Genomic DNA, 19,293 nt, shown 5'->3' on the forward strand with positions numbered 1-19,293 from the left:
ACGGCAATCATGACGACTGCGAACCTGCGGAAACTGAGCCACGTGGTGGCGCTTGGCAAATACGGAACCTTCGCGCAGGCGGCCGATGCGGTGCACCTCAGCCAGCCGGCGTTCAGCCGCAGCATCCAGTCGATCGAAGAGGAATACGACGTCAAGCTGTTCGAGCGCAGCACGCGCAAGATCGTGCCGACGCCCTATGGCAAGATCGTCATCGCGCGCGCGACCAAGATCCTGCAGGAATCCAGGGGCCTGCGGCGCGACGTCGAGCTGATGAAGGCCCACGAGTACGGCGAGGCCATGATCGGCATGGGGCCGGTGCCTGCCGGGACGCTGCTGATCCCCCTGGTGTCCCGGATGGTGCGCGAGCACCCCAAGATCCGTACGCGCGTCGAAATCACTCACTGGGCCAACCTGCTGCGCCTGCTGGAGGCCGAGCAACTGGATCTGTTCATCGCCGATACCCGCGAATTGATGAGCAGAGAACATCTCGAGATCATCCCGCTGCCTGAACTGCATGTCGGTTGCTTCTGCCGAGCCGGCCACCCGATCCTGAAAAGCGGGAAAAAGGTGCCGGTCGAGGAACTCCACGAATATCCCATGGGGGCGTTCCGTTTTCCCGACATCTGGCTCAACGAGGTGATGGAGGGATTTCGTTTCAAGAGCGATCCTCGCACACTCCTGGGTTTCGAGTGTGACAATCTGTTGGTGCTCGAGCAGGTGGCTTTGTCGACCGACATCATCATCCTGGGCCCGGCCTCGGCCTTCCAGGCATCCAGCAGGGAAAAAAAGCTCGTCGAGATCAAACTGACCCCTCCACTGCAGGTGTTTACCCATTTCGGCATCGTCGTCCTCAAGGACCGGATGCGTTCCCCCGCAGCGGACCTGTTCATCCAGTACGCACTCGAGGAGATGCCGCAGACCAAAAGGCGCGGCGCCCGGCGGTCGGCCTAGCGCCACCATGTCTCACCGTTCCGTCCGGGATTTCTTGCCGCGCCGAGGCTGGATGCGCACGACCGGCGGATTGGTCCCGTTGTAGTAGTTGATCCACGACGAGGTGCCCCGTGTGCCCTCGACGGCCGGCACCAGCACCTCTTCGAGCGCCTTCAGCGTGCCGGTCGCCTTGGCGAGGCGGTATTTCCGGTTGTGGATGCATTCCCGGTCCTTGAATTCGCACACATTGTCGTCCGTCCCCGAACAGGGGCCGTTGGCCAGGCCTTTGGGGCAGGTCTCGGGGCAGACGTAGTTCAGGTATTCGATGCGGCAGAAACCGCAGGTCTCGCATCCCAGCGCGGCCGACTTCGTCATGTGCTCGAACTTCAGCAGCGCACGCTGGCCCGGCCCGGTCGCATCGACCGCGCGCATGAGGGGCGCGAGCACCTTGGCGCCCAGGCCGTCCCGGTCGAACATGGCCTGGTGGATCCGCGACATGCGCTTGTATTTGGCCATCTCCCCGTCGGCGGGCGCCACCTCGCCGAGATCGGGCAGGGCGTCCAGGCTGCAAGGCGCGGGGCGCTCACGGCCGAACATGTACAGGCCGCCCGGAGGGCTGAAGCTCACCGGCTGGCCGTCGGGCAGGCGATTCATCTCGGCCCAGGCCTGGTCCCAGTCCGCGCGGCTGGTCACGGTCTTTTCCAGTTCTTCGACCAGGTCGATGATGCCGGACAGGGCTTCGTAGGTTTCGACGCCGCTCAGTTGCACGCCGGCATAGCCCATCAGCTTCACGCCGACCACCTGCATCGCCAGGCGCTGCTGGTAGCGGCGGCGCGCCGCCTCCTTGCCTTCTTTTTGCTCTTCCTGGATCAGGGCGAACAGGCTGTCGGACATGTAGACCCCGGGCAGCCGGCCGGAATGGATGCCGCGCGCCCAGCCGATGGACGGCAGCAGGAGGTTGGCCACGATCGGGATGTCGAAGCCGCGCGCATCCCGATACCAGATCAGCTCCTCGAACTTGCGCATGTCCCAGCTGCAGTTGGTGATGATGTAGCTCGTGCCGGCGCCGATCTTCTTGACCATCTTCAGGTACTGGTTCGCGAGTTCCTCCTCGCGATACTTGAAGGGCGACATGGCGGTGGCCACGATGCAGTCCGGGTCGAGGCGCCTGGCATCCTGGACCGCCACCACCGACTCGTGATAACGGGTGCGACCGGGGCGCGTCGGCTCCATGACCCGGTCGCCGGTCACCAGCAGCAAGTTGCGCAGCCCGGCGTCCAGGGCGCTGCGGATCACCCCCACGGCTTCGTGGGGCAGGCGGTCCTTGCCGGCAAGGTGCAGCAGGGGCACCAGGCCGCTGGCCTCGGCGGCGATCTTGCCGCATTCCACGGTGCTGAAACAGGCGGTGGACTTGACCCTGTCGCCGATGTTGACGCCGCGCATGCGCGGATCGCGGCCGACCAGCTCGGCATTGCGCGCGAGCTCGTCCAAGGCCCGGACACCGTCGCTCAGCAAGGCCGGGACGTGTTCCAGGGTGTAGAGGAACTCGCTGTCGCGCAGCCCCTCCCGTATCGCGTTTCTGTAGGCCATGGTCTGTGCGTCCTCAATGCGCGGGATGCCGGGGTGCTGCGGGCGCGCCCTCGCACAGCGCGAGGAAGCGCTGGTGCTCCTGCGGCGCCATGTGCTGGACATGCTCGGCCAGTGGATAGCGGCCCGTCAGCACGTGTTCCTTGTATGTTTGCAGCCCCTGACGGATGGTCGCCGAAATATCCACGAACACCTTGGCCTGCTTGGGGCGCGGGAAGGCGCTGTAGCCCACCGCGTCGCCCGTGCCGATGTACATGCCGTCGGGCGAAGGGCCCGAGCTCACGCTGACGACCGGGACGGGCAGGGTCTGCGCCAGGTATTGCGTGATTTCGAACGGCACGTATTCCAGGATGATCGCGAACGCTCCCGCCTCGACGAACGCGCGTGTGCTGTCGACGATGTGTGCCGCTTCGACCGCGTCGCGTCCTTTGAAGCCGTAGCCGCTTTGCTCGAGCTTGCGCGAGGCCTGCATGCCCATGTGGCCCACCACCGGGATACCGGCGCGCACGATCTCGGCCACGTGCCGCGCGGTGTGGCGGTTGCCCTCGCACTTGACCGCGTCGGCGCCGCCTTCGCTGATCAGGCGCGCCGCGTTGCGGATCGATTCCTCGGGCGAGACGTTGTAGCTCATGTACGGCATGTGCGCCACTTTCATGCCGTATTTCACGACCCGGTTGACGGCCTGGCTGAGGATGAGTTGTTCTTCGAACCGCACGGTCAGCGGCGTGGGGTGGCCCAGCAGGGACATGGGGCCCGCGTTGCCGTTGATCAGCAGGTCGAATCCGATCTCGTCGGCGATGGCGGCCATGGGGGCGTCATACGCGGCGATGCAGACCAGGCGCTCGCCGCGCTGTTTCTTGGCGAGCACCGACTTGACGGTGACTTTTTTCCGTACGGCTTCTGTCATGGCGTGATCTTCCTTGGGAATCGAATCGGGCCGCGGCGCGGCCCGCCGGATTACTTCACCAGGTCCAGGAACTTCTCGTGCTCGTCCTGGGTCATGTTCTGCGTGAACTCGACGTTCGGATAGCGGCCGTCCAGCACCTGCGTCTTGTATTCCCGCAGTCCCTGCTGGATGAGCGGGCGCACGTCGACGAACGAACCCTCGTGCTTGGGACGCGGGAAGGCGCTATAGCCCACGGCGTCGCCGCTGATCAGGTAGATGCCGTCGGGCGAGGCGCCGCCGCCCACGCTGATGACGGGCACCGGCAGGGTCTTGGCCAGGTACTGGGTGATCTCGACCGGCACGTACTCGATGATGATGGCGAAGATGCCGGCCTCGACGAAGGCGCGCGCGTCCTCGACGATCTTGAACGCGTCCTCGGCGGACCGCCCCTTGAAGCCATAGCCGCTTTGTTCCAGCTTGCGCGAGGCCTGCATGCCCATGTGGCCCATGACCGGGACGCCGGCGCGCACGATCTCGGCCACGTTCCGGGCGGTGTATTTATTGCCCTCGCATTTCACGGCATCGGCGCCGCCCTCGCTGATGAAGCGCGCCGCGTTGCGCACGGCCTCCTCGGCCGAGATGTTGTAGGTCATGTAAGGCATGTGGCCCACGACCATGGCGTACTTCGTCATCCGGCTCACGGCCTGAGTCAGGATGAGCTGTTCCTCGAAGCGGACGGTCAGCGGCGTGGGGTGGCCCAGCAGGGACATGGGGCCCGCGTTGCCGTTGATCAGCAGGTCGAATCCGATCTCGTCGGCGATGGCGGCCATGGGGGCGTCGTAGACCCCGAGGCCGACGATCATTTCGCCTTTTTCCTTCTTGTTCAGCAGTTGCTTGATGGTGGTTTTTCTACGCTTTTCGGTGCTCATTGCTTCCGTCTCCTGTGGGCGCGGTGATGTGGATGAGGCTGCCGCGCGGCATACCCGGAAGCCAGACTAGCATCGGGTTCGATATACATCCAATGCATTATTTTTTTGATTTTCATGCACTTGTCGCATTTTTAAACGCAAAGCGGCGCCTTGCCTTGGGGGCTGTTCAGGCACGGCAGGAGAATTGCAGTAAATGCATCAATTCATTCAAAACAATGCATTGGATGTATATCGAACCCGATGATAATCTGGCCGCAACTCGATCTTCCAGAACCGTTGCGCAGGGCTTGCAGGCCCTGCGAAACGGGCCCCAAAACAGGATCTTTCGGTATGAGCCAGAACACCGCAGCCCAGCGCAAGCGCGTGACCCCGAACGGCATACGCAGCCGCAAGAACGGCGCGGACCCCATCACCCTGGTATCGGCGTATGACTATCCGTTCGCCCGCTGCGCGGACGAAGCCGGCATCGACATCATTTTTGTCAGCGATGCGCTGGCCAGCGTCGGCCTGGGCCGCGGCGACACCCTGTCGGTGACGCTCGACGAGATGATCCACCATACCAAGGCGGTCAAGGCGGGCTCGGGCAACAGCCTCGTGCTGGCAACGCTGCCGTATCTCTCGTACCCGAATCCCCGCGAGGCGATTGCCTCGGCCAGCCGCCTGGTGAAGGAGGGCGGCGCCCAAGCCATCGAGATCGAGGGCTGTGCCGATCTGGCGCCCACCGTCCACGCGCTGGTGGATTGCGGCATCGCCGTCGTGGCGCACGTCGGGCTGACCAAGAAGGTCGCCGCGCGCACCGGCAGCTATCGCACCATGGGCCTGGACGCCCAGTCGGCGCTCGAGACCGTCGAGGACGCCATGGCGCTTGCCGATGCCGGCGCCTTCGCCCTCATCCTCGAGTGCATCCCCGATCGGCTGGCGCAGCTCATCACCCAGCTGGTGGGCGTGCCCACCATCGGCATCGGCGCCGGCCCCTATTGCGACGGGCAGGGGCTGGTCACCCAGGACATGCTGGGCCTGTTCGACAAATTCGTGCCCAAGTTCGTGCAGCAGTTCGCCCATCTGGGCCATGCCGCCATCGAGGGCTATGCACGCTTTCGAGACAGCGTCGGCCAGCACCAGTTCCCCGCCGCGCAGCACACCGTCGCGGCGGACGACCGGGTGCTGGCCGAGATGCTGCAGTACCTGCGCTCCCTGGATGGGAGCGCATCCTTCAACCACGCGCCATCAGGCGGCTTCACCGCCGCGGCGTAGGCAACGACAAGTGTCGTACCCCTTAATCAATCCTTACTTTCAAGGTGGAAAAAATGGCAAATGATGGTCACATTGCTCTGGGTCTGGTAGAGACGCGCGGCCTGGTGGGCGCAATCGAGGCGGCGGACGCCATGGTGAAGGCGGCCAATGTGTCGCTGCTGGGCAAGGAGATGATCGGGGGCGGGTTCGTCACCGTGATGGTCCGTGGCGACGTCGGCGCGGTCAAGGCGGCGACCGATGCCGGGGCCGCCGCGGCCAAGCGGGTCGGCGACCTCGTCTCGGTCCACGTCATCCCGCGTCCGCACGGCGATCTGTCCTCGGTCCTGCCGGCGCGTGCCACTGAAACCTCCCAAGCCAAGTGACGGCCATGGCGACGAACAGCAGCAATCTGCAACTGCGGGCGTTCTTCTACATCGACCGGATGCAGGCCCAGTATGCGGCGTATTTCGGCACCGTCACGTCCGGCGACATCCCGGTCGCCGGGATGGCCCAGCTCTACGTCGAGCTGGCGCCCGGCAACGAGGTGTTCCGCATCGTCGACATGGCGCTCAAGGCCACGGACGTCAAGCCCGGCGTCCAGATCGTCGAACGCGAGTTCGGCGTCCTGGAGGTGCATTCGGAGTCCCAGGAGTCCGTGCGCGAGGCGGGTCGCGTCATCCTCGAGCGTCTGGGCATGCAGGAGGAAGACCGGATCCGGCCCAAAGTCGCGTCGGTGCAACTGATCACCAATGTATCGCCGTACCAGGCGCAGCTGATCAACCGCTCGCGGCGCGGCCACATGCTCGTCCCGGGCGAGGCCCTGTACGTGCTGGAGGTGACGCCGGCCGCATACATCGACCTGGCCGCGAACGAGGCCGAGAAGTCCGCCAACGTGCGCCTCATCCGCCTGCAGGACGTGGGCCGTTTCGGCCGCTTGTTCATGGCCGGCACGGAGGCCGAGGTCCGCACGGCGCAACTGGCGTCGATCGCGGCCATCGAGAGTCTCGGCGGCGTCGAGAAATGACCACCCACTGATTGAGGCAAGCCATGCTGATATGCCGAACCATAGGGATGGTGGTCTCCACCATCAAGCAGGACGCCCTGGCCAGCAGCAAACTGCTGCTGGTGCGGCGCACGGCGGCCAACGGCGACGTCATCGGAGAGCCGTTCGTCGCGGTCGACACGGTCGGCAGCGGCGAGGACGAGCTGGTGCTGGTCGCCACCGGCAGCGCCGCCCGCGAGACCGAGCGGACCCGCGCCAGCCCGGTGGACGCCACGATCGTCGGGATCATCGACTCGACCTCCGGCGGCGGCAAGCTGACGTTCTCGAAGTCCGGTCCCGCGCGCAGGTCGCGGTAAAGGCGCAAGCGTAGGAGATAACGGTGTCACAACAAGAGTACGACAAGGACTTGCGGTCCGTGCAGCAGGCGCGCCGGCTGCTGGAGCAGTGCAGGACGGCCCAGCGGCAGTTCGCCTCGGCGAGCGCGGCGCAGGTCGACGCGATCTGCCAGGCGATGTCCGAGGCCGCCTTCCAGGAGGCGGAGCGGCTGGGCCGGATGGCGCACGAGGAGACCGGCTACGGCAATCCGGATCACAAGACCGTCAAGAACCAGCATGCGGCCAAGGCGGTCTGGGAATCCATACGCACGGTGCAGACCGTCGGCGTGATCGCGCGCGACGAGGCGCGCAAGCTCCTGACCATCGCCGAGCCCATGGGCGTGGCGGCCGCCCTGACGCCCAGCACGAATCCGACGTCGACGGCGATCTTCAAGACGCTGATCGCCGTCAAGGGGCGCAACGGCATCGTGATCTCGCCCCATCCCTCGGCGGCCCGCTGCACGCTGGAGGCGGTCCGCATCGTGGCCGCCGCGGCCGAGCGCGCCGGCGCGCCCAAGGGCCTGATCGCCTGCCTGGAGGAACCCACGCTGCAGGCCACGCAGGAGATCCTGCGGCATTATGCGGTCACGGTGATTCTCGCGACCGGCGGCGGGCCGATGGTGCGCGCCGCGCACAGCACCGGCAAGCCGGCCTATGGGGTGGGGCCGGGCAATGTGCCCGCCTGGGTCGATCGTTCGGCCGACGTGCCCAAGGCCGCCCGGGACCTGGTGCGCAGCAAGTCCTTCGACTGCAGCCTGATCTGCGCGACCGAGCAGACGGTGGTCGCCGACCAGGCCATCGCGCAGGACCTGCGTCGCCACATGGAGCAGGCGGGCGCTTACTGGGTCGATGAAGCCCAGGCCGCGCGGCTCGGCGAATTGCTGTTTCGCCCGGACGGCGGCATGAACACGCGTTCGGTGGGCCAGAGCGCCCAGGCGCTGGCGCAGGCCATCGGCCTGTCGGTTCCCGCGACGGTGAAGGTGCTGGTGGCGCCGCTGGGCGGCGTCGGTGCGCAGCATCCGCTCTCGCGCGAGAAACTGACCTCGGTGCTGGGCTTCATCACCGTCCCGGATGCGCGCGCGGGGTTGGAGAACTGCGTATCGATCCTGAAGTTCGGCGGCGATGGACATACCGCGGTGATCCACTCCCAGGACGAGAAGCAGGTCGAGGAGATGGCGCTGCGACTGCCGGCGTTCCGCATCGTGGTCAACTCCATGTCCACGCTGGGCAGCGTCGGCCATACCTGCGGTTTCGCCCCCTCGTTCACCTTGGGGACCGGCGGCATCGGCGGGGCGATCAGCGGCGACAACATCACGGTCACCCACTTGATCAACACCAAGCGCGTGGGCTGGGAGCTGGTGCCCTGGACACCCGCAGACGGCCAGGGTGACGGCCGGTCCGGTTCGGTCACGCCGCAGGGCGGGGGCGCGCAGGACATCGATGCGATCGTCCGGGGCGTCATGGACAGGCTCCGGGCCGCCGATGCGTCCCGCAGCCTGACCCGTTGACGGCGGGCGCCATGGCTTATTTCCAACCTCCTCAAGAGCGCCCGCGTCACGTCAAGCGCTTTCTCACCGTCCGCGACATCGAGGACGCGGCGGCGAACGGCTGCCGCGAGATCCTCCACGCCGACGATCTGGTGATCACCGACGCGGCGCGGGAGGCCGCGCACGACCTGGGCGTGGCGATCGTCAAGCCGGATCCCGCGCGGCAGGCGGCCGTCAAGTCCGCTGCCAGTCCCGGGCAGGCGCCAGCCGCGCGGGGCCCGAGCAGCCCGCCCGTGCCCGCCTCGTCATTCCCCGCCGCTTCGCAGCCGCAACCGGCGGCCGTATCCTATCAACAGCCCGCGGCGGTTGCCGCTGCGCCGTCGGTGCCCGCCTTTGCGCCGCCTCCCGCTTTTGCGCCGCCACCGGGCGCCCATGCCGACGAGCATCCGCTCGTCCAGGACCTGGCGCGCGCAATCCGCGCCCGTTGGCGACCCGTGCGGCGCCGCCAGCGGCAACTGATCGCCTGAACCCGATGGACACTTGCCATGACAGCCTATTCCACGCCTTACTATGATCCCCCCGTGCGTTTCCGCGAGGTCGTCACGCGGGCGGACATCGATGCGCTGGTCGGTCGCGGCCAGACCTCCCTGGTCCTGGGAGAGCGCGGCACGATCACCGACGAAGCCCGCGAGCATGCGCTCAAGCTCGGCATCGCCATCCAGCATGGGGATCGGAAACCCAGCGCGCCCACCGCGCCGACCCCGACGGTGCCCGCCCCCGCGCCGGCCCCCGTAGCGGCGCCTGCCCCCGCGTTCGCGCGGACTGCGGGCGGCGCCCCGGACCGGGGGCCGGCTTCGGCCCCCGGTCCCACGGCCGACCCGGCCTCCCCGGCGGGCATCATCGAAGCCGTGGCCGCCGAACTCCATGCCCGTGGGGTCGAGCCCACGACGGCCTTGATCCAGCGGATCGTGGCCGGCGTGAACCAGGCGCTGGCGGGCGCTCGCCGCTGACCGGGCGGGACCGCGGATGGCCGATTCCCGCGTGCGCCGGCTGCTGCCGTTTCTGTGCTGGCCGCGGCCGACGGCGGCGTCGCTGCGCAAGGATGCCTGGGCCGGCCTGAGCGTCGCGCTCGTCCTGATTCCGCAGTCCCTGGCCTATGCCACCCTGGCGGGCATGCCGCCGGAAACCGGCCTCTACGCGGCGATGCTGCCGGCCGTGGTCGGCATCCTGTGGGGATCTTCCACGCTGCTGGCGGTGGGGCCGGTGGCGCTGACGAGCCTGCTGACGTCCGCCGTTCTGCTGCCCCTGGCGGCGCCGGGCGGGTCGCAGTGGGTCTCGCTGGCAATCTGGCTGGCCATTTATTCCGGCCTGATCCAACTGGTCCTCGGGGTGTTGCGCCTGGGCGCGATCGCGCACATCGTGTCCGATTCGGTCATCGCCGGATTCATCAACGCCGCGGCGATGATCATCATCCTCTCGCAGATCCCGCCGTTGCTGGGCCTGCCGCCCATGGCCTTCAGCCTGGACTGGCCCCTCCAGGCGCTGGCGGCCGCGCGCGAGTCGCCCCTGCAGGTCATGCTGACCAGCGCCTTCGGCCTGGGCGCGCTCTGCCTGCTGGGACTGCAGCGCCGCCTCGCCCCGCGGCTGCCCGGCGTGCTGCTGGTCTGCGTCGGCGGCATCGCCGTCAGCGGCCTGGGCCACCTGGCCGAGCATGGCGTCGCCGTGGTGGGGACGATACCCCAAGGGGTGCCGGGCCTCGAGGCGCCGCCCGGCATCACCGCCTCGCAGCACCTGGCCCTGTTGTCGGGCGCCCTGATCGTCGCGCTGATCAGTTTCACCGAGGCCATGTCCAGCTGCCGGATCCTGTCGAAGAAATTCAACACCCCCTGGAGCGAGAACCAGGAATTGATCGGCCAGGGCCTGGCCAAGATCGCCAGCGGCTTCAGCGGCGCCTTCCCGGTCAGCGGATCGTTCTCGCGCTCGGCCCTGAACGCGTACGTCGGCGCGACCAGCGGCTGGTCCGCACTGTTTGCCTCGGTGTGCATATTCGCCTGCCTGCTCTGGGCGACCGGCTATCTGTTCCATTTGCCACGCGCCATCCTAGCGGCGATCATCATCGCGCCCGTCGTGGGCCTGATCAATCTGCGCGCGGTCCTGCGCTCGGTACGCACCGAGCCCGCCGACGGCCTGGTCGCGCTGGCCACTTTCGTGGCGACGCTGGCATCCACGCCATCGCTGCATTGGGGGGTGCTGGCCGGCCTGGCGGCCTCGTTCTGCAGCCGGGCCTGGCGCCGTTTCAGGCCGGCGAAAGCTGCCCGGCCATAGCGGCGGGATCATGGGATCCCGCCATCGCCATACCGCTCAGAAAGTCAGCCTTGAGCCGGCATTCCTGGAATTCCAGGCCGGCATCGCTGTCGTGCACGATGCCCGAGCCGATGCCCATGCGGCCGGCGCGCGTCCCGTCCGCATCCGGTGCGCCGAGTTCCAGGGTGCGGATCGGGATCGACAGGCAAAAATCCCCGGCGCGGCGTCCGTCGTCGTCCGCCGCCGGGCCGAACCAGCCGATGGCACCGGTATAGAGGCCGCGGGGGGAACGCTCCAGTTCGCGGATGATCTCCATCGTGCGCCGCTTGGGCGCGCCCGTGATCGACCCGCAGGGATACAGGGCCTCGAACAGCTCGCCGAGGCCCACCTCGGGCCGCAGGCGCCCGCGGATCGTGGAGGTCATCTGCAGCACCGAGCCGAACGCCTGGACGTCGAACAGGCGGGGCACCGTGACCGATCCCGTCAGCGCGACCCGGCCGATGTCGTTGCGCAGCAGGTCGACGATCATCACGTTCTCGGCGCGGTTCTTGGCGTCGCCGGCAAGTGCGCGCGCCCGCGCGGCGCGCGCCTGACCTGGGGGCCCGGCCTCGGCCGTGCCCTTCATGGGACGCGCCAGCAGCCGCCCGTCCCGGTGCTGCATGAAGAGTTCCGGCGACAGGGATAGCACCGCCTCGCCCTCGGGCAGTTCGATGAGGGCGCCGTAGGGCACCGGCTGGCGCGCGCGCAGGCGGGCGTACAGCGCCTGCAGGCTGCCGCGGCTGCGAAAGCCCAGGCGGTAGGTGTAGTTGACCTGGTAGGTGTGGCCTTGCTCGATGTAGGCCTGGATGCGGGCGATGTCGGCCCGGTACTGCGCCTCGTTGACGTCGGCGCACAGGTCCGAGACCGTCGCCGGCGTTGGGCCGGCGCGGTCCGCCAGCCACCCCCGGACCTCGGTATCCGAGAGGTGGTCCAGGCGGCTGAACAGCAGGATGCGCGCCAGCGGCACGCGGCTGCCCGCAACCGGGCGGATGCCTTGCAGCGCCGCGCCCAGCTCGTAGGAGAACAGGCCGACGGCGTGCAGGCCGGCGCGGGTGGCCAGGCCCATGGCGTCGAACAAGGCCTTGAGCTGGTCCGCCCGTTCACAGGCCAGGGTGCCCTCGTGGCCGGTGTAGAGGCGGGACCGGCGCCGTTGCGCCGTGGCGGCGCAATCGTCCAGCAAGGCGAAGCACGTCTCGCTGGGCGGGCTCCCGAGGGACCCCGGCGCCGCCGGTCGCATGGCGTCAGCGCCCCTTCCAGTGCACCAGCGTGGTCTCTGTCGCGCTCAGGATGAGGTTCAGGACCAAGCCGATCAAGCCGATCAGGGCGATGCCGACGAAGACGACCGGGATCTGGAAGAGCTGGGCCGCATCCGAGATCATGAACCCCAGGCCGCGCTGTGCGCCGACCAGTTCGGCGGCCACCACCACGGCCCAACTGAGGGCCATCGCCACCTTGAGCCCGGTGAAGATCTGCGGCAGCGCGGCGGGCAGGACGATCTTGCGAAACAGCTGGAACTGGGTCAGGCCCAGCGACTGCGCGGCCCGCAGGTACTGGATGGGGACGTGCGCGGCGCCCGAATGCGCATTGACGTGCGCATAGTTGAAGGCGGTGAAGAAGATCAGCACCACCTTGCCCAGTTCGCCCAGTCCGAAGTACAGGACCACCATCGGGATGAAGGCGATCGGCGGGATCGGCCGGATGAACGCCATGATGGGCGAGACCATGGCGTCACAGGTGCGGTAGTAGCCGGTGATCAGACCCGTGGGCACGCCGAGGGCCACGCCCAGCACGAAGCCGGCCAGGGCGCGGAACAAGCTGATGCCGATGTGCTCGATCAGCGGCACCCGCTGGTAGCCGTTCATGACCAGGTCGTAGGTCACTGCGACCAGCGCCTGCGGCGAGGGCAGGTAGGTCGCGCTGATGAACTGGAAGGTCGTGGCGGCCCACCAGACCGCCAGCAGGCCCACGATGGTGCCGGTGGAGATCCACATCATCGGAAGGGGTTGTCGCGCTGTCGAGTTGCTCATGTCCGGCCTCACTTGCCCTGCTGCTGTGCCACGAAGGTCTTCATGTAGGACGCGTCGATGGACTGATTGATGACGTCCCAGCTGAGCGGTTCGGGAATGGTACCAGCCTTCGCGAGCATCTGGCTTGCGAGATAGAGCTGGCCGGCCAATCCGCCTTGCTGGGAGACCAGGGAGTAGGGCGAATCCGGGTCGAGCTGTTCCTCGAAGGACGGCATCTTGTCGCCTGAATGCAACTCATAGAAGCGCTGGGCGACCTCGGGCGTCAACTGCAGGTAGCGCTCCAGCGCCTTGATCGCCAGGCTCGGATCCTGCCGGACGCGCTCCATGATTTCCGCGTGCGCCTTCATCATCCGGATGGGGACATCCGGGTGCTTGTCCAGGTAGTCCTTCCGGAAGGCGTTGACGCTGGGGCAGACGCCGCCGTAGTCCGCGTCCCAGCTCACCACCTTGACGTCGGGGCCCTGCATGATCGTGTAGGGCGCCCAGCCGATGGCGGCGTCGATCGAATTGCGGCTGGCGAAGGCGTTGGCGAACAGCGGCGGCGCCAGGTTGACCACGTTCAGGTCGCTGACCTTCACGCCGGCCTTCTCGGCGATGATGTAGAGGCTGACTTGCGAGCAGGTGCCGGGCTGCGCGGCGATGGTCTTGGCCTTGGCGATGTCCTTGTAGCTCTGGACCCCGCTGCCGTCCTTGGCCAGCAGGCCCTCGCCCTGGCCGTTGTCCAGCTCCCAGGACACGATCTTCAGAGGGATGTTCTGGCCGATGGCAAAAACCGTGGCCAGGCCGGTGACCACCTGGTCGATGCTGCCGCTCTTGAGGGCCGCCAGCAGCGGCGCGCCGCTGGTGAACCAGTGGAAGGTGGGCTTGAGCCCGTATTTCTCGTAGATGCCCATCTGCTCGGCCAGGTAGGTGTTCCAGTAGCCTGCGCTGGGCCCGCCGACGTTCACGGGGATCAATTCCGCCTTGGCGGCCTGCTGCGCCGCGGCGGTGCCGCTCAGGCCCAGGCCCAGGCTTGCCACTGCCAGCAGTGTGGTTAATGTCTTGCTGATGTTCACGGTATCTCCTTGATGTTTTAATAATCGGGGTCGGTCCGACCGCCAGCCCGTTACTGTCGTCCGCGATCATAGGCTATCGTGTCGCCTGAAATCCTTCAATTGCATAATTTTCAACAAAACGATGCAAGGACTGCATGTAAAAGCATGGCCGGCGCCCGTCTCGCACTCCGTCCATAGGGGTGTTCGGGAGCGGGTTTCCCTAGTGTTCCCGCGGCTTTCACTGTCCTGATCGGGGCGGATCGGGGTGCCGGCCAGCGGCCCGCCAAGCGTCCCTGCGCCTCGCATGGGAGGCGGACGGCCCCTGCCGCGCACCCGCCGCCGCAGGCATAATGGGCACGCGTCGACGCATGGGCCGCTGGTTTCCGTCCGGCTCGGGCGCGGACTGGATCGGCCGCCGGCGTTTTCGGCGCACCTAATAGGAATACTGGGAAGACCTTTCATGGATACACAGCAGTTTGGCGCGGAAGACTGGCGCCGCTTCCTGAGCAGCATCGGCGAGGACCCGCAGCGCAACGGCCTGCTCGAGACGCCCGAGCGCCTGGTCGATGCCTGGCGGGACTGGACCGCGGGCTATGCCCAGGATCCGGCCGAGGTCCTCAAGGTCTTCGAGGATGGCGCCGAACAATACAGCGAGCTCATCGTCGTGCGCGGCATCCCGGTGTACAGTCATTGCGAGCATCACCTGGCGCCGTTCTTCGGCACGGCGACGATCGGCTACATCCCCAACGGGCGGATCGTCGGGCTGTCCAAGCTGACGCGGCTGGTCGAGTGCTTCGCCCGGCGGCTGCAGGTCCAGGAACGCTTGACGATCCAGGTGGCCAACGCCCTCATGACTCACATGAAACCGCTGTCGGTCGGGGTCGTCGTCCGCTGCCGCCACCTCTGCATGGAAAGCCGCGGCATCCGTTCGCCGGGCGAGGAAACCGTGACGTCGGCCATGCTGGGCGGCATGCGCACCAACCTCGCCTCGCGCACCGAGTTCCTGGCGCTCGCGCGCGATCCGGGCTAAGACGGCGGCGGTCGCCGCGCCTGTCGGCGGCACACCGGCAAGGCCCCCCTTGCCGGCCATCGACCGGGGCCGGAGGCTTCGAGTATGATGCTTACCTTCCGAAACGTTTTCTGAAATTTGTCTCAGATCAACCGCCGCCGTCTGATCGGCCGGGGGGGCCATGCCGACGCTCGCATCCATCTCTTGCGTGATTCCCTGCCTTAACGAGCAAGCCAACCTGGGCGTCCTGCTGCCCGAGCTGCTGAACGTCATGAGGCAGCAGGGCTGCGCGTTCGAGATCATCGTCGTCGACGACGGCAGCACCGACGCCACGCCTGCGGTGATGCGCCACTGGGCCGAACTTCATGGCGAGATCATGTATCTACGCCTATCGCGCAATTTCGGCAAGGAGGCGGCCATGACCGCCGGCCTGGAGGCGGCACGCGGACAGGTGGTGGTGTGCCTGGACGCCGACATGCAGCATCCGCCGGCGCTGATCCAGGCCATGCTCCAGCGCTGGCGCGAGGGCGTGCAGATGGTCTATGCGGTGCGCGCCTCGCGCGAGGACGAGACCCGCTTCAAGCGTATCGGCACGCGCCTGTTCTATGCCTTGATGCGCACCTCCGACGGCCTGAGCGTGCCGCCGAACGCGGGCGATTTCCGCTTGATGGACCGGGTCGTGGTCGATGCGTTGCTGCGCCTGCCGGAGCGCGACCGCTTCATGAAGGGCCTGTTCGCCTGGGTCGGCTTCGAGGCCGAACCCATCGCCTATCATCCGCCCGAGCGCCGCCACGGCGTGACGCGCTTCAAGCCGCTCAAACTGCTACGCTTCGCCGTCGACGGCCTGACGGCCTTCACCACCTGGCCGCTGCGCCTGCTCAGCCTCGTCGGCGTCCTGCTGTCGCTGGTGTCCTTCGGCTACGGCTTGCTGATCATCGTCGGCTACTGGCTGTACGGCAATCCGGTGCAGGGCTGGGCCACGCTGATCACCGTCATCCTGTTCTTCGCCGGCGTGAATTTGATCTCGCTGGGCGTGGTGGGCGAATACGTCGCCCGCATTTTCACCGAGGTCAAGGGACGGCCGGTGTATCTGCTGCGCGAGCGCGCCGGCGCCGGCCTGCCGTCCGCGCCCGGTGCCAGGCCCGTGCCGGGCAACCGCGGGGAGGGCGCATGAACCCGGCGCGCGCCGTCACGGCGCTGCGGGGGCGCGCGTCGCGCCTGGCCGATGGCGCCCATCGGCTGCTGCTGCGGGGCCAGGCGGCGCATGCCTGGCCGTGGGTGGCCGGCCTGACCTTCATCTGGCTGGCCGCCACCACTTGGGTCTACCCCCTGTTGCTGCCCGACGAGGGGCGCTACGTGGGCGTGGCCTGGCACATGCTCGAGTCCGGCGAGTTCCTGACGCCCATGCTGGACGGCATGCCGTTCTTTCACAAGCCGCCGCTGTTCTATTGGCTGACGGCCTCGTCGCTGGCGCTGTTCGGCGCCAATGCCTGGGCGGCCCGCCTGTGCTCGGTGCTGGCGGCGACCGTGCTGGTCACGCTGTTCTATCGGTTCCTGCGCGTGCGCGCCAACGCGCGGGTCGCGGGCTACGCCACCTTGATCCTGGCGGTCCAGCCCTTCCTCTTCGGTGCCTCGCATTACGCCAACCTCGACATGCTGGTGGGCGCCATCATCGGCGCGACCGTCATCGCGGGCGCGACGGCGGTCTTTCGCTACGAGCAGGCGCACCCGGACCGCGGCGCCGTGCTGTGGATGTACGCCGCGGCGGCCCTGGGCTTTCTTGCCAAGGGGCTGATTGGCGTGGTCCTGCCCGGCGGGGTGCTGTTCTTCTGGCTGCTGGGGCGGCGGCGCTTTGCCGCCATGGGGCGCCTGCTGTGGTGGCCGGGGATTCTCTTGTTCCTCGTCCTGTCGCTGCCCTGGATGGCGGTGATGCAGGCGCGCCACCCGGGGTTCTTCGACTATTACATCGTCCACCAGCACTTCCAGCGCTTTCTCGAGTCCGGCTTCAACAACCCGCATCCGTTCTGGTTCTATGTGCCGGTGCTGCTGGGCTTGACGCTGCCCTGGTCGGTCCAGCTGTGGCGCTGGTGCCGGCGCGACGGGCCGGTGAATCCGGTCTTCGTGCCGGCGGCCGAACGCTTCGAGCAGATCGACCGCCCCGTGCTGCGCGGCCTGATGCTGTCCTGGCTGCTGGTGATCCTGGTGTTTTTCTCGATCCCCACCTCCAAGCTCGTGGGCTACGTCATCGCCGCCCTGCCGCCGCTGGCCTGGTTCATCGCGGAGGTTTTCGAGGCGCGCGCCGCGCGCGACCGCACGGCGGCCGAGCGCAGCCTGGCGGCGTCGGCGGTGATCGCGGTGCTCATTTGCGCCGTGGCGGTCCTCGCCATGGTGGTGGCGCCGCAGCCCACCAACAAGCCGCTGGCGCGCGTGATCGGCGCCCAGGCCGGGCCCGGCGACCGCTTGGCCATGCTGGAGCTGTACGCCTATGACGTGCCGATGATCGCCGGCCGCGCCGCGCCGTCCATCGTGGTGTCGGATTGGGACGACCCCGGTATCCTGCGTTCCGACAATTGGCGCCGGGAACTGTACGATGCCGCCCTGTTCGCCCCCGAGGCCGCGCGCGAGGTCCTGTGGCGGCCTGCGCAGTGGCACGCGGCGTTGTGCGCACCGGATCGCCCGGTGTATTGGATCATGGCCTACCTGAAAGAAGCCCCCGGCCATCCGGCCTTGGAGGGACTCGCGCCGGTGGCGTCGACCCGGCGCATGGGCCTGTGGCGCGTGGCGCCCGATGCGGCCCTCAGTGTGTGCGGCGAAACGCCCAGCAGCGTCCCAGAATGAAGGTCAGCACGGCGATGCCGATGAGGATCAGCGCCAGCAGGACGTCATAGCGGATGGCGGTGGTGTGCAGCAGCAGCGCATAAGCCGCCTCGTTGACGGCGAAGCCCAGCGCCGATACCGCGAAAAACCGCCGTGCGGCCCGCGGCAGGGGCGCATGCTGGTGGCGGAATGTCAGGCGGTAGTGTCCTGCGAAGGATACGCAGAACGCCGTCAGCCAACCCACGACGTTGGCCAGCAGCGGGTCCAGGCCGCCGGCGGCCACGCAGGCGACGGCGACGGCCCAGTGCGTGGCCGCCGCGGCACAGCCTACAATGACGAACCATCCGATTTGGGCAGCGAGTTTCAGCATGGATTCCCAGTTCAGCGCGGCACGCGCCGAATACCGGCGCATTGTATTGTGCGCCGATGATTTTGGCATGAACGCGTCCGTGGACGCGGGCATCCTCGCGCTGGCCGGGAAAGGCCGCCTTTCGGGCGCCAGCGCACTGGTCGACGGCCCCACCTTCGAGGCCGGGGCCGCCCGCTTTGCCGCCAGCGGAATGCAGCTGGGCCTGCACCTGAACTTCACGGAGTCATTCGGCCAGCCCGGGCCTTGCCTGCCGTTGCGCGCCCTGATCGTGTCGGCCTACCTGCGGCGCTTGCCCGTGACCGCGCTGCGGGCGAGCATCGAGCGCCAGTTGCGGCGGTTCGAGGACCTGGTGGGACGGGCGCCCGACTACGTCGACGGCCACCAGCACGTGCATCAGTTGCCGGGCGTGCGCGACGCCCTGATCGAGATTCTGGGCCGGTACCCCCGGTCCCGGCCCTGGTTGCGCGACACCGGCCGCCCGCGGCCGGCCGGCCTGCCGCTGCGCCTGCGTGCCAAGGCCGCGGTGATTGCCGCCCTGGGGGCGCGCGCGCTGGCGCGCCGGGCGCGCGCTCAGGGCTTGCACACCAGCGGCGGATTCCTGGGGGTGTATGATTTTCAAGGGGGCGCGCCGGCCTATCTGGCCTGGATGCGCCGCTGGCTGGCGGCCTGCCGCGACGGGGACGTGCTGATGTGCCACCCGGCGCTGGGGCCGGATCCGCTGGACGCCCTGTCGGCCCAGCGCCAGGCCGAATTCGAAGTGCTCGCGGGGGACGACATGGCCGACCTCCTGGCACGCCACCGTATTTCCATTTTGGGCGCCGAGGCGCCCGGGAGCCCACCATGACGCTGTCCTATCATGCGCTGGCCGACGATTTCGCCGTCGCGCCGCAACTCGATCCCGACGACATGCGGCCCCTGGCTGAGGCCGGGTTCAAATCCGTGATCATCAACCGGCCCGACGGCGAGGGCGGCCCCGAGCAGCCACGCGCCGAGGACGTCATGGGCGCGGCGCGCGAGGCCGGCCTGGAGGTGCGCTACCAGCCGGTGGTCAGCGGCGCCATCACGTCCGAGGACGTGGCGGTCTTTTCGCGGCTGCTGCATGATCTGCCTGGGCCGGTGCTGGCCTTCTGCCGCTCGGGGGCGCGCTGCACCAATTTGTACCAGGCGGCGCGCGAACTTCAACGCCAACAAGCTGACCACGATCAATCCCAGGGCTGATACCAACTGTTTTTCCTCGGAACTTGCGGTTATGCTGGACGAGTTC

21 protein-coding genes are annotated in these 19,293 nt (G+C 67.8%); 14 read left to right on the forward strand and 7 right to left on the reverse strand.

The window, feature by feature from the left end:
- Positions 1-9 precede the first annotated feature (9 nt).
- Entirely contained in the window at positions 10-951 is a 942-nt protein-coding gene (locus OOZ48_RS07850; RefSeq protein ID WP_269497088.1) for a LysR family transcriptional regulator, read from the forward strand.
- A gap of 12 nt (positions 952-963) precedes the next feature.
- On the opposite strand, the gene OOZ48_RS07855 is transcribed toward OOZ48_RS07850, so the two are convergent.
- The 3 genes from OOZ48_RS07855 to OOZ48_RS07865 are packed head-to-tail and all read right to left on the reverse strand — an operon-like array spanning position 964 to position 4,332.
- Positions 964-2,520 (reverse strand): methylenetetrahydrofolate reductase C-terminal domain-containing protein, encoded by a 1,557-nt coding sequence (locus OOZ48_RS07855; protein WP_269497089.1) that lies wholly within the window; start codon positions 2,518-2,520, stop codon positions 964-966.
- A 13-nt stretch (positions 2,521-2,533) separates the two neighbouring features.
- Positions 2,534-3,424, reverse strand: coding sequence for a 3-methyl-2-oxobutanoate hydroxymethyltransferase (locus OOZ48_RS07860; protein WP_269497090.1), 891 nt, complete (start codon positions 3,422-3,424; stop codon positions 2,534-2,536).
- Positions 3,425-3,474: 50 nt separating this feature from the next.
- Positions 3,475-4,332 carry a 3-methyl-2-oxobutanoate hydroxymethyltransferase gene (locus tag OOZ48_RS07865; protein ID WP_269497091.1) on the reverse strand — a complete coding sequence of 286 codons (858 nt, stop codon included), beginning with the start codon at positions 4,330-4,332 and terminating at the stop codon, positions 3,475-3,477.
- Positions 4,333-4,662: 330 nt separating this feature from the next.
- Between OOZ48_RS07865 and panB the strand changes: the two genes are divergently transcribed.
- The 8 genes from panB to OOZ48_RS07905 are packed head-to-tail and all read left to right on the forward strand — an operon-like array spanning position 4,663 to position 10,754.
- Positions 4,663-5,586 carry a 3-methyl-2-oxobutanoate hydroxymethyltransferase gene (panB, locus tag OOZ48_RS07870; protein ID WP_269497092.1) on the forward strand — a complete coding sequence of 308 codons (924 nt, stop codon included), beginning with the start codon at positions 4,663-4,665 and terminating at the stop codon, positions 5,584-5,586.
- A 53-nt stretch (positions 5,587-5,639) separates the two neighbouring features.
- The gene (gene eutM, locus OOZ48_RS07875; RefSeq protein ID WP_269497093.1) at positions 5,640-5,948 is read left to right on the forward strand and encodes an ethanolamine utilization microcompartment protein EutM; all 309 of its coding nucleotides are present in this window, start codon (positions 5,640-5,642) and stop codon (positions 5,946-5,948) included.
- Positions 5,949-5,953: 5 nt separating this feature from the next.
- Positions 5,954-6,589 (forward strand): hypothetical protein, encoded by a 636-nt coding sequence (locus tag OOZ48_RS07880; RefSeq protein WP_269497095.1) that lies wholly within the window; start codon positions 5,954-5,956, stop codon positions 6,587-6,589.
- A gap of 23 nt (positions 6,590-6,612) precedes the next feature.
- Positions 6,613-6,924 carry a EutN/CcmL family microcompartment protein gene (locus OOZ48_RS07885; protein WP_269497097.1) on the forward strand — a complete coding sequence of 104 codons (312 nt, stop codon included), beginning with the start codon at positions 6,613-6,615 and terminating at the stop codon, positions 6,922-6,924.
- A gap of 23 nt (positions 6,925-6,947) precedes the next feature.
- Positions 6,948-8,450, forward strand: coding sequence for an aldehyde dehydrogenase family protein (locus tag OOZ48_RS07890; RefSeq protein ID WP_269497101.1), 1,503 nt, complete (start codon positions 6,948-6,950; stop codon positions 8,448-8,450).
- Between the two features lie 11 nt (positions 8,451-8,461).
- Positions 8,462-8,956, forward strand: coding sequence for a hypothetical protein (locus OOZ48_RS07895; RefSeq protein ID WP_269497103.1), 495 nt, complete (start codon positions 8,462-8,464; stop codon positions 8,954-8,956).
- 18 nt (positions 8,957-8,974) lie between these two features.
- Complete coding sequence (locus OOZ48_RS07900; RefSeq protein ID WP_269497105.1) at positions 8,975-9,439, forward strand: hypothetical protein; 465 nt, start codon at positions 8,975-8,977, stop codon at positions 9,437-9,439.
- 16 nt (positions 9,440-9,455) lie between these two features.
- A complete protein-coding gene (locus tag OOZ48_RS07905; protein WP_269497108.1) occupies positions 9,456-10,754 on the forward strand; it encodes a SulP family inorganic anion transporter in 1,299 nt (432 codons plus the stop codon).
- On the opposite strand, the gene OOZ48_RS07910 is transcribed toward OOZ48_RS07905, so the two are convergent.
- Genes OOZ48_RS07910 through OOZ48_RS07920 form a run of 3 tightly spaced genes read right to left on the reverse strand, consistent with a single transcriptional unit; the run spans position 10,726 to position 13,854 of the window.
- Positions 10,726-12,009, reverse strand: a complete 1,284-nt coding sequence (locus OOZ48_RS07910) for an anthranilate synthase component I family protein (RefSeq protein WP_332108261.1) — start codon at positions 12,007-12,009, stop codon at positions 10,726-10,728. The two genes, OOZ48_RS07905 and OOZ48_RS07910, sit on opposite strands and share 29 nt — an antisense overlap.
- Before the next feature lie 4 nt (positions 12,010-12,013).
- Complete coding sequence (locus OOZ48_RS07915; RefSeq protein WP_269497111.1) at positions 12,014-12,799, reverse strand: ABC transporter permease; 786 nt, start codon at positions 12,797-12,799, stop codon at positions 12,014-12,016.
- An 8-nt stretch (positions 12,800-12,807) separates the two neighbouring features.
- Positions 12,808-13,854: an ABC transporter substrate-binding protein gene (locus tag OOZ48_RS07920; protein WP_269497114.1), complete on the reverse strand. Its 1,047-nt coding sequence runs from the start codon at positions 13,852-13,854 to the stop codon at positions 12,808-12,810.
- Between the two features lie 439 nt (positions 13,855-14,293).
- Here OOZ48_RS07920 and folE point away from each other — a divergent pair, with 439 nt between their 5' ends.
- The 3 genes from folE (at position 14,294) to OOZ48_RS07935 (ending at position 17,680) form a co-directional block, all read left to right on the forward strand.
- Complete coding sequence (gene folE / locus OOZ48_RS07925) at positions 14,294-14,863, forward strand: GTP cyclohydrolase I FolE (protein ID WP_269497117.1); 570 nt, start codon at positions 14,294-14,296, stop codon at positions 14,861-14,863.
- 160 nt (positions 14,864-15,023) lie between these two features.
- Complete coding sequence (locus OOZ48_RS07930; RefSeq protein ID WP_269497120.1) at positions 15,024-16,016, forward strand: glycosyltransferase family 2 protein; 993 nt, start codon at positions 15,024-15,026, stop codon at positions 16,014-16,016.
- On the forward strand, positions 16,013-17,680 hold the full coding sequence (locus OOZ48_RS07935) for an ArnT family glycosyltransferase (RefSeq protein WP_269497123.1): 1,668 nt from the start codon (positions 16,013-16,015) through the stop codon (positions 17,678-17,680). The genes OOZ48_RS07930 and OOZ48_RS07935 overlap by 4 nt, the downstream gene beginning before the upstream one ends.
- On the opposite strand, the gene OOZ48_RS07940 is transcribed toward OOZ48_RS07935, so the two are convergent.
- On the reverse strand, positions 17,640-18,029 hold the full coding sequence (locus tag OOZ48_RS07940) for a GtrA family protein (protein ID WP_269497432.1): 390 nt from the start codon (positions 18,027-18,029) through the stop codon (positions 17,640-17,642). The genes OOZ48_RS07935 and OOZ48_RS07940 overlap by 41 nt on opposite strands.
- Before the next feature lie 67 nt (positions 18,030-18,096).
- Between OOZ48_RS07940 and OOZ48_RS07945 the strand changes: the two genes are divergently transcribed.
- Both OOZ48_RS07945 and OOZ48_RS07950 read left to right on the forward strand, forming a co-directional pair.
- Positions 18,097-18,873 (forward strand): ChbG/HpnK family deacetylase, encoded by a 777-nt coding sequence (locus tag OOZ48_RS07945; protein WP_269497126.1) that lies wholly within the window; start codon positions 18,097-18,099, stop codon positions 18,871-18,873.
- Positions 18,870-19,247: a TIGR01244 family sulfur transferase gene (locus OOZ48_RS07950; protein WP_269497129.1), complete on the forward strand. Its 378-nt coding sequence runs from the start codon at positions 18,870-18,872 to the stop codon at positions 19,245-19,247. Before OOZ48_RS07945 ends, OOZ48_RS07950 begins: the two co-directional genes overlap by 4 nt.
- The last annotated feature ends 46 nt before the right edge of the window (positions 19,248-19,293 follow it).

The organism is Castellaniella sp. S9 (assembly GCF_027257175.1).
Classification (GTDB): domain Bacteria; phylum Pseudomonadota; class Gammaproteobacteria; order Burkholderiales; family Burkholderiaceae_B; genus Castellaniella.

Coding starts and splice junctions, on each gene's coding strand:
- OOZ48_RS07850 (WP_269497088.1), top strand. CDS start 10: ATGACGACTGCGAACCTGCGGAAACTGAGCCACGTGGTGGCGCTTGGC.
- OOZ48_RS07855 (WP_269497089.1), bottom strand. CDS start 2,520: ATGGCCTACAGAAACGCGATACGGGAGGGGCTGCGCGACAGCGAGTTC.
- OOZ48_RS07860 (WP_269497090.1), bottom strand. CDS start 3,424: ATGACAGAAGCCGTACGGAAAAAAGTCACCGTCAAGTCGGTGCTCGCC.
- OOZ48_RS07865 (WP_269497091.1), bottom strand. CDS start 4,332: ATGAGCACCGAAAAGCGTAGAAAAACCACCATCAAGCAACTGCTGAAC.
- panB (WP_269497092.1), top strand. CDS start 4,663: ATGAGCCAGAACACCGCAGCCCAGCGCAAGCGCGTGACCCCGAACGGC.
- eutM (WP_269497093.1), top strand. CDS start 5,640: ATGGCAAATGATGGTCACATTGCTCTGGGTCTGGTAGAGACGCGCGGC.
- OOZ48_RS07880 (WP_269497095.1), top strand. CDS start 5,954: ATGGCGACGAACAGCAGCAATCTGCAACTGCGGGCGTTCTTCTACATC.
- OOZ48_RS07885 (WP_269497097.1), top strand. CDS start 6,613: ATGCTGATATGCCGAACCATAGGGATGGTGGTCTCCACCATCAAGCAG.
- OOZ48_RS07895 (WP_269497103.1), top strand. CDS start 8,462: ATGGCTTATTTCCAACCTCCTCAAGAGCGCCCGCGTCACGTCAAGCGC.
- OOZ48_RS07900 (WP_269497105.1), top strand. CDS start 8,975: ATGACAGCCTATTCCACGCCTTACTATGATCCCCCCGTGCGTTTCCGC.
- OOZ48_RS07905 (WP_269497108.1), top strand. CDS start 9,456: ATGGCCGATTCCCGCGTGCGCCGGCTGCTGCCGTTTCTGTGCTGGCCG.
- OOZ48_RS07910 (WP_332108261.1), bottom strand. CDS start 12,009: ATGCGACCGGCGGCGCCGGGGTCCCTCGGGAGCCCGCCCAGCGAGACG.
- OOZ48_RS07915 (WP_269497111.1), bottom strand. CDS start 12,799: ATGAGCAACTCGACAGCGCGACAACCCCTTCCGATGATGTGGATCTCC.
- folE (WP_269497117.1), top strand. CDS start 14,294: ATGGATACACAGCAGTTTGGCGCGGAAGACTGGCGCCGCTTCCTGAGC.
- OOZ48_RS07930 (WP_269497120.1), top strand. CDS start 15,024: ATGCCGACGCTCGCATCCATCTCTTGCGTGATTCCCTGCCTTAACGAG.
- OOZ48_RS07935 (WP_269497123.1), top strand. CDS start 16,013: ATGAACCCGGCGCGCGCCGTCACGGCGCTGCGGGGGCGCGCGTCGCGC.
- OOZ48_RS07940 (WP_269497432.1), bottom strand. CDS start 18,029: ATGCTGAAACTCGCTGCCCAAATCGGATGGTTCGTCATTGTAGGCTGT.
- OOZ48_RS07945 (WP_269497126.1), top strand. CDS start 18,097: ATGAACGCGTCCGTGGACGCGGGCATCCTCGCGCTGGCCGGGAAAGGC.
- OOZ48_RS07950 (WP_269497129.1), top strand. CDS start 18,870: ATGACGCTGTCCTATCATGCGCTGGCCGACGATTTCGCCGTCGCGCCG.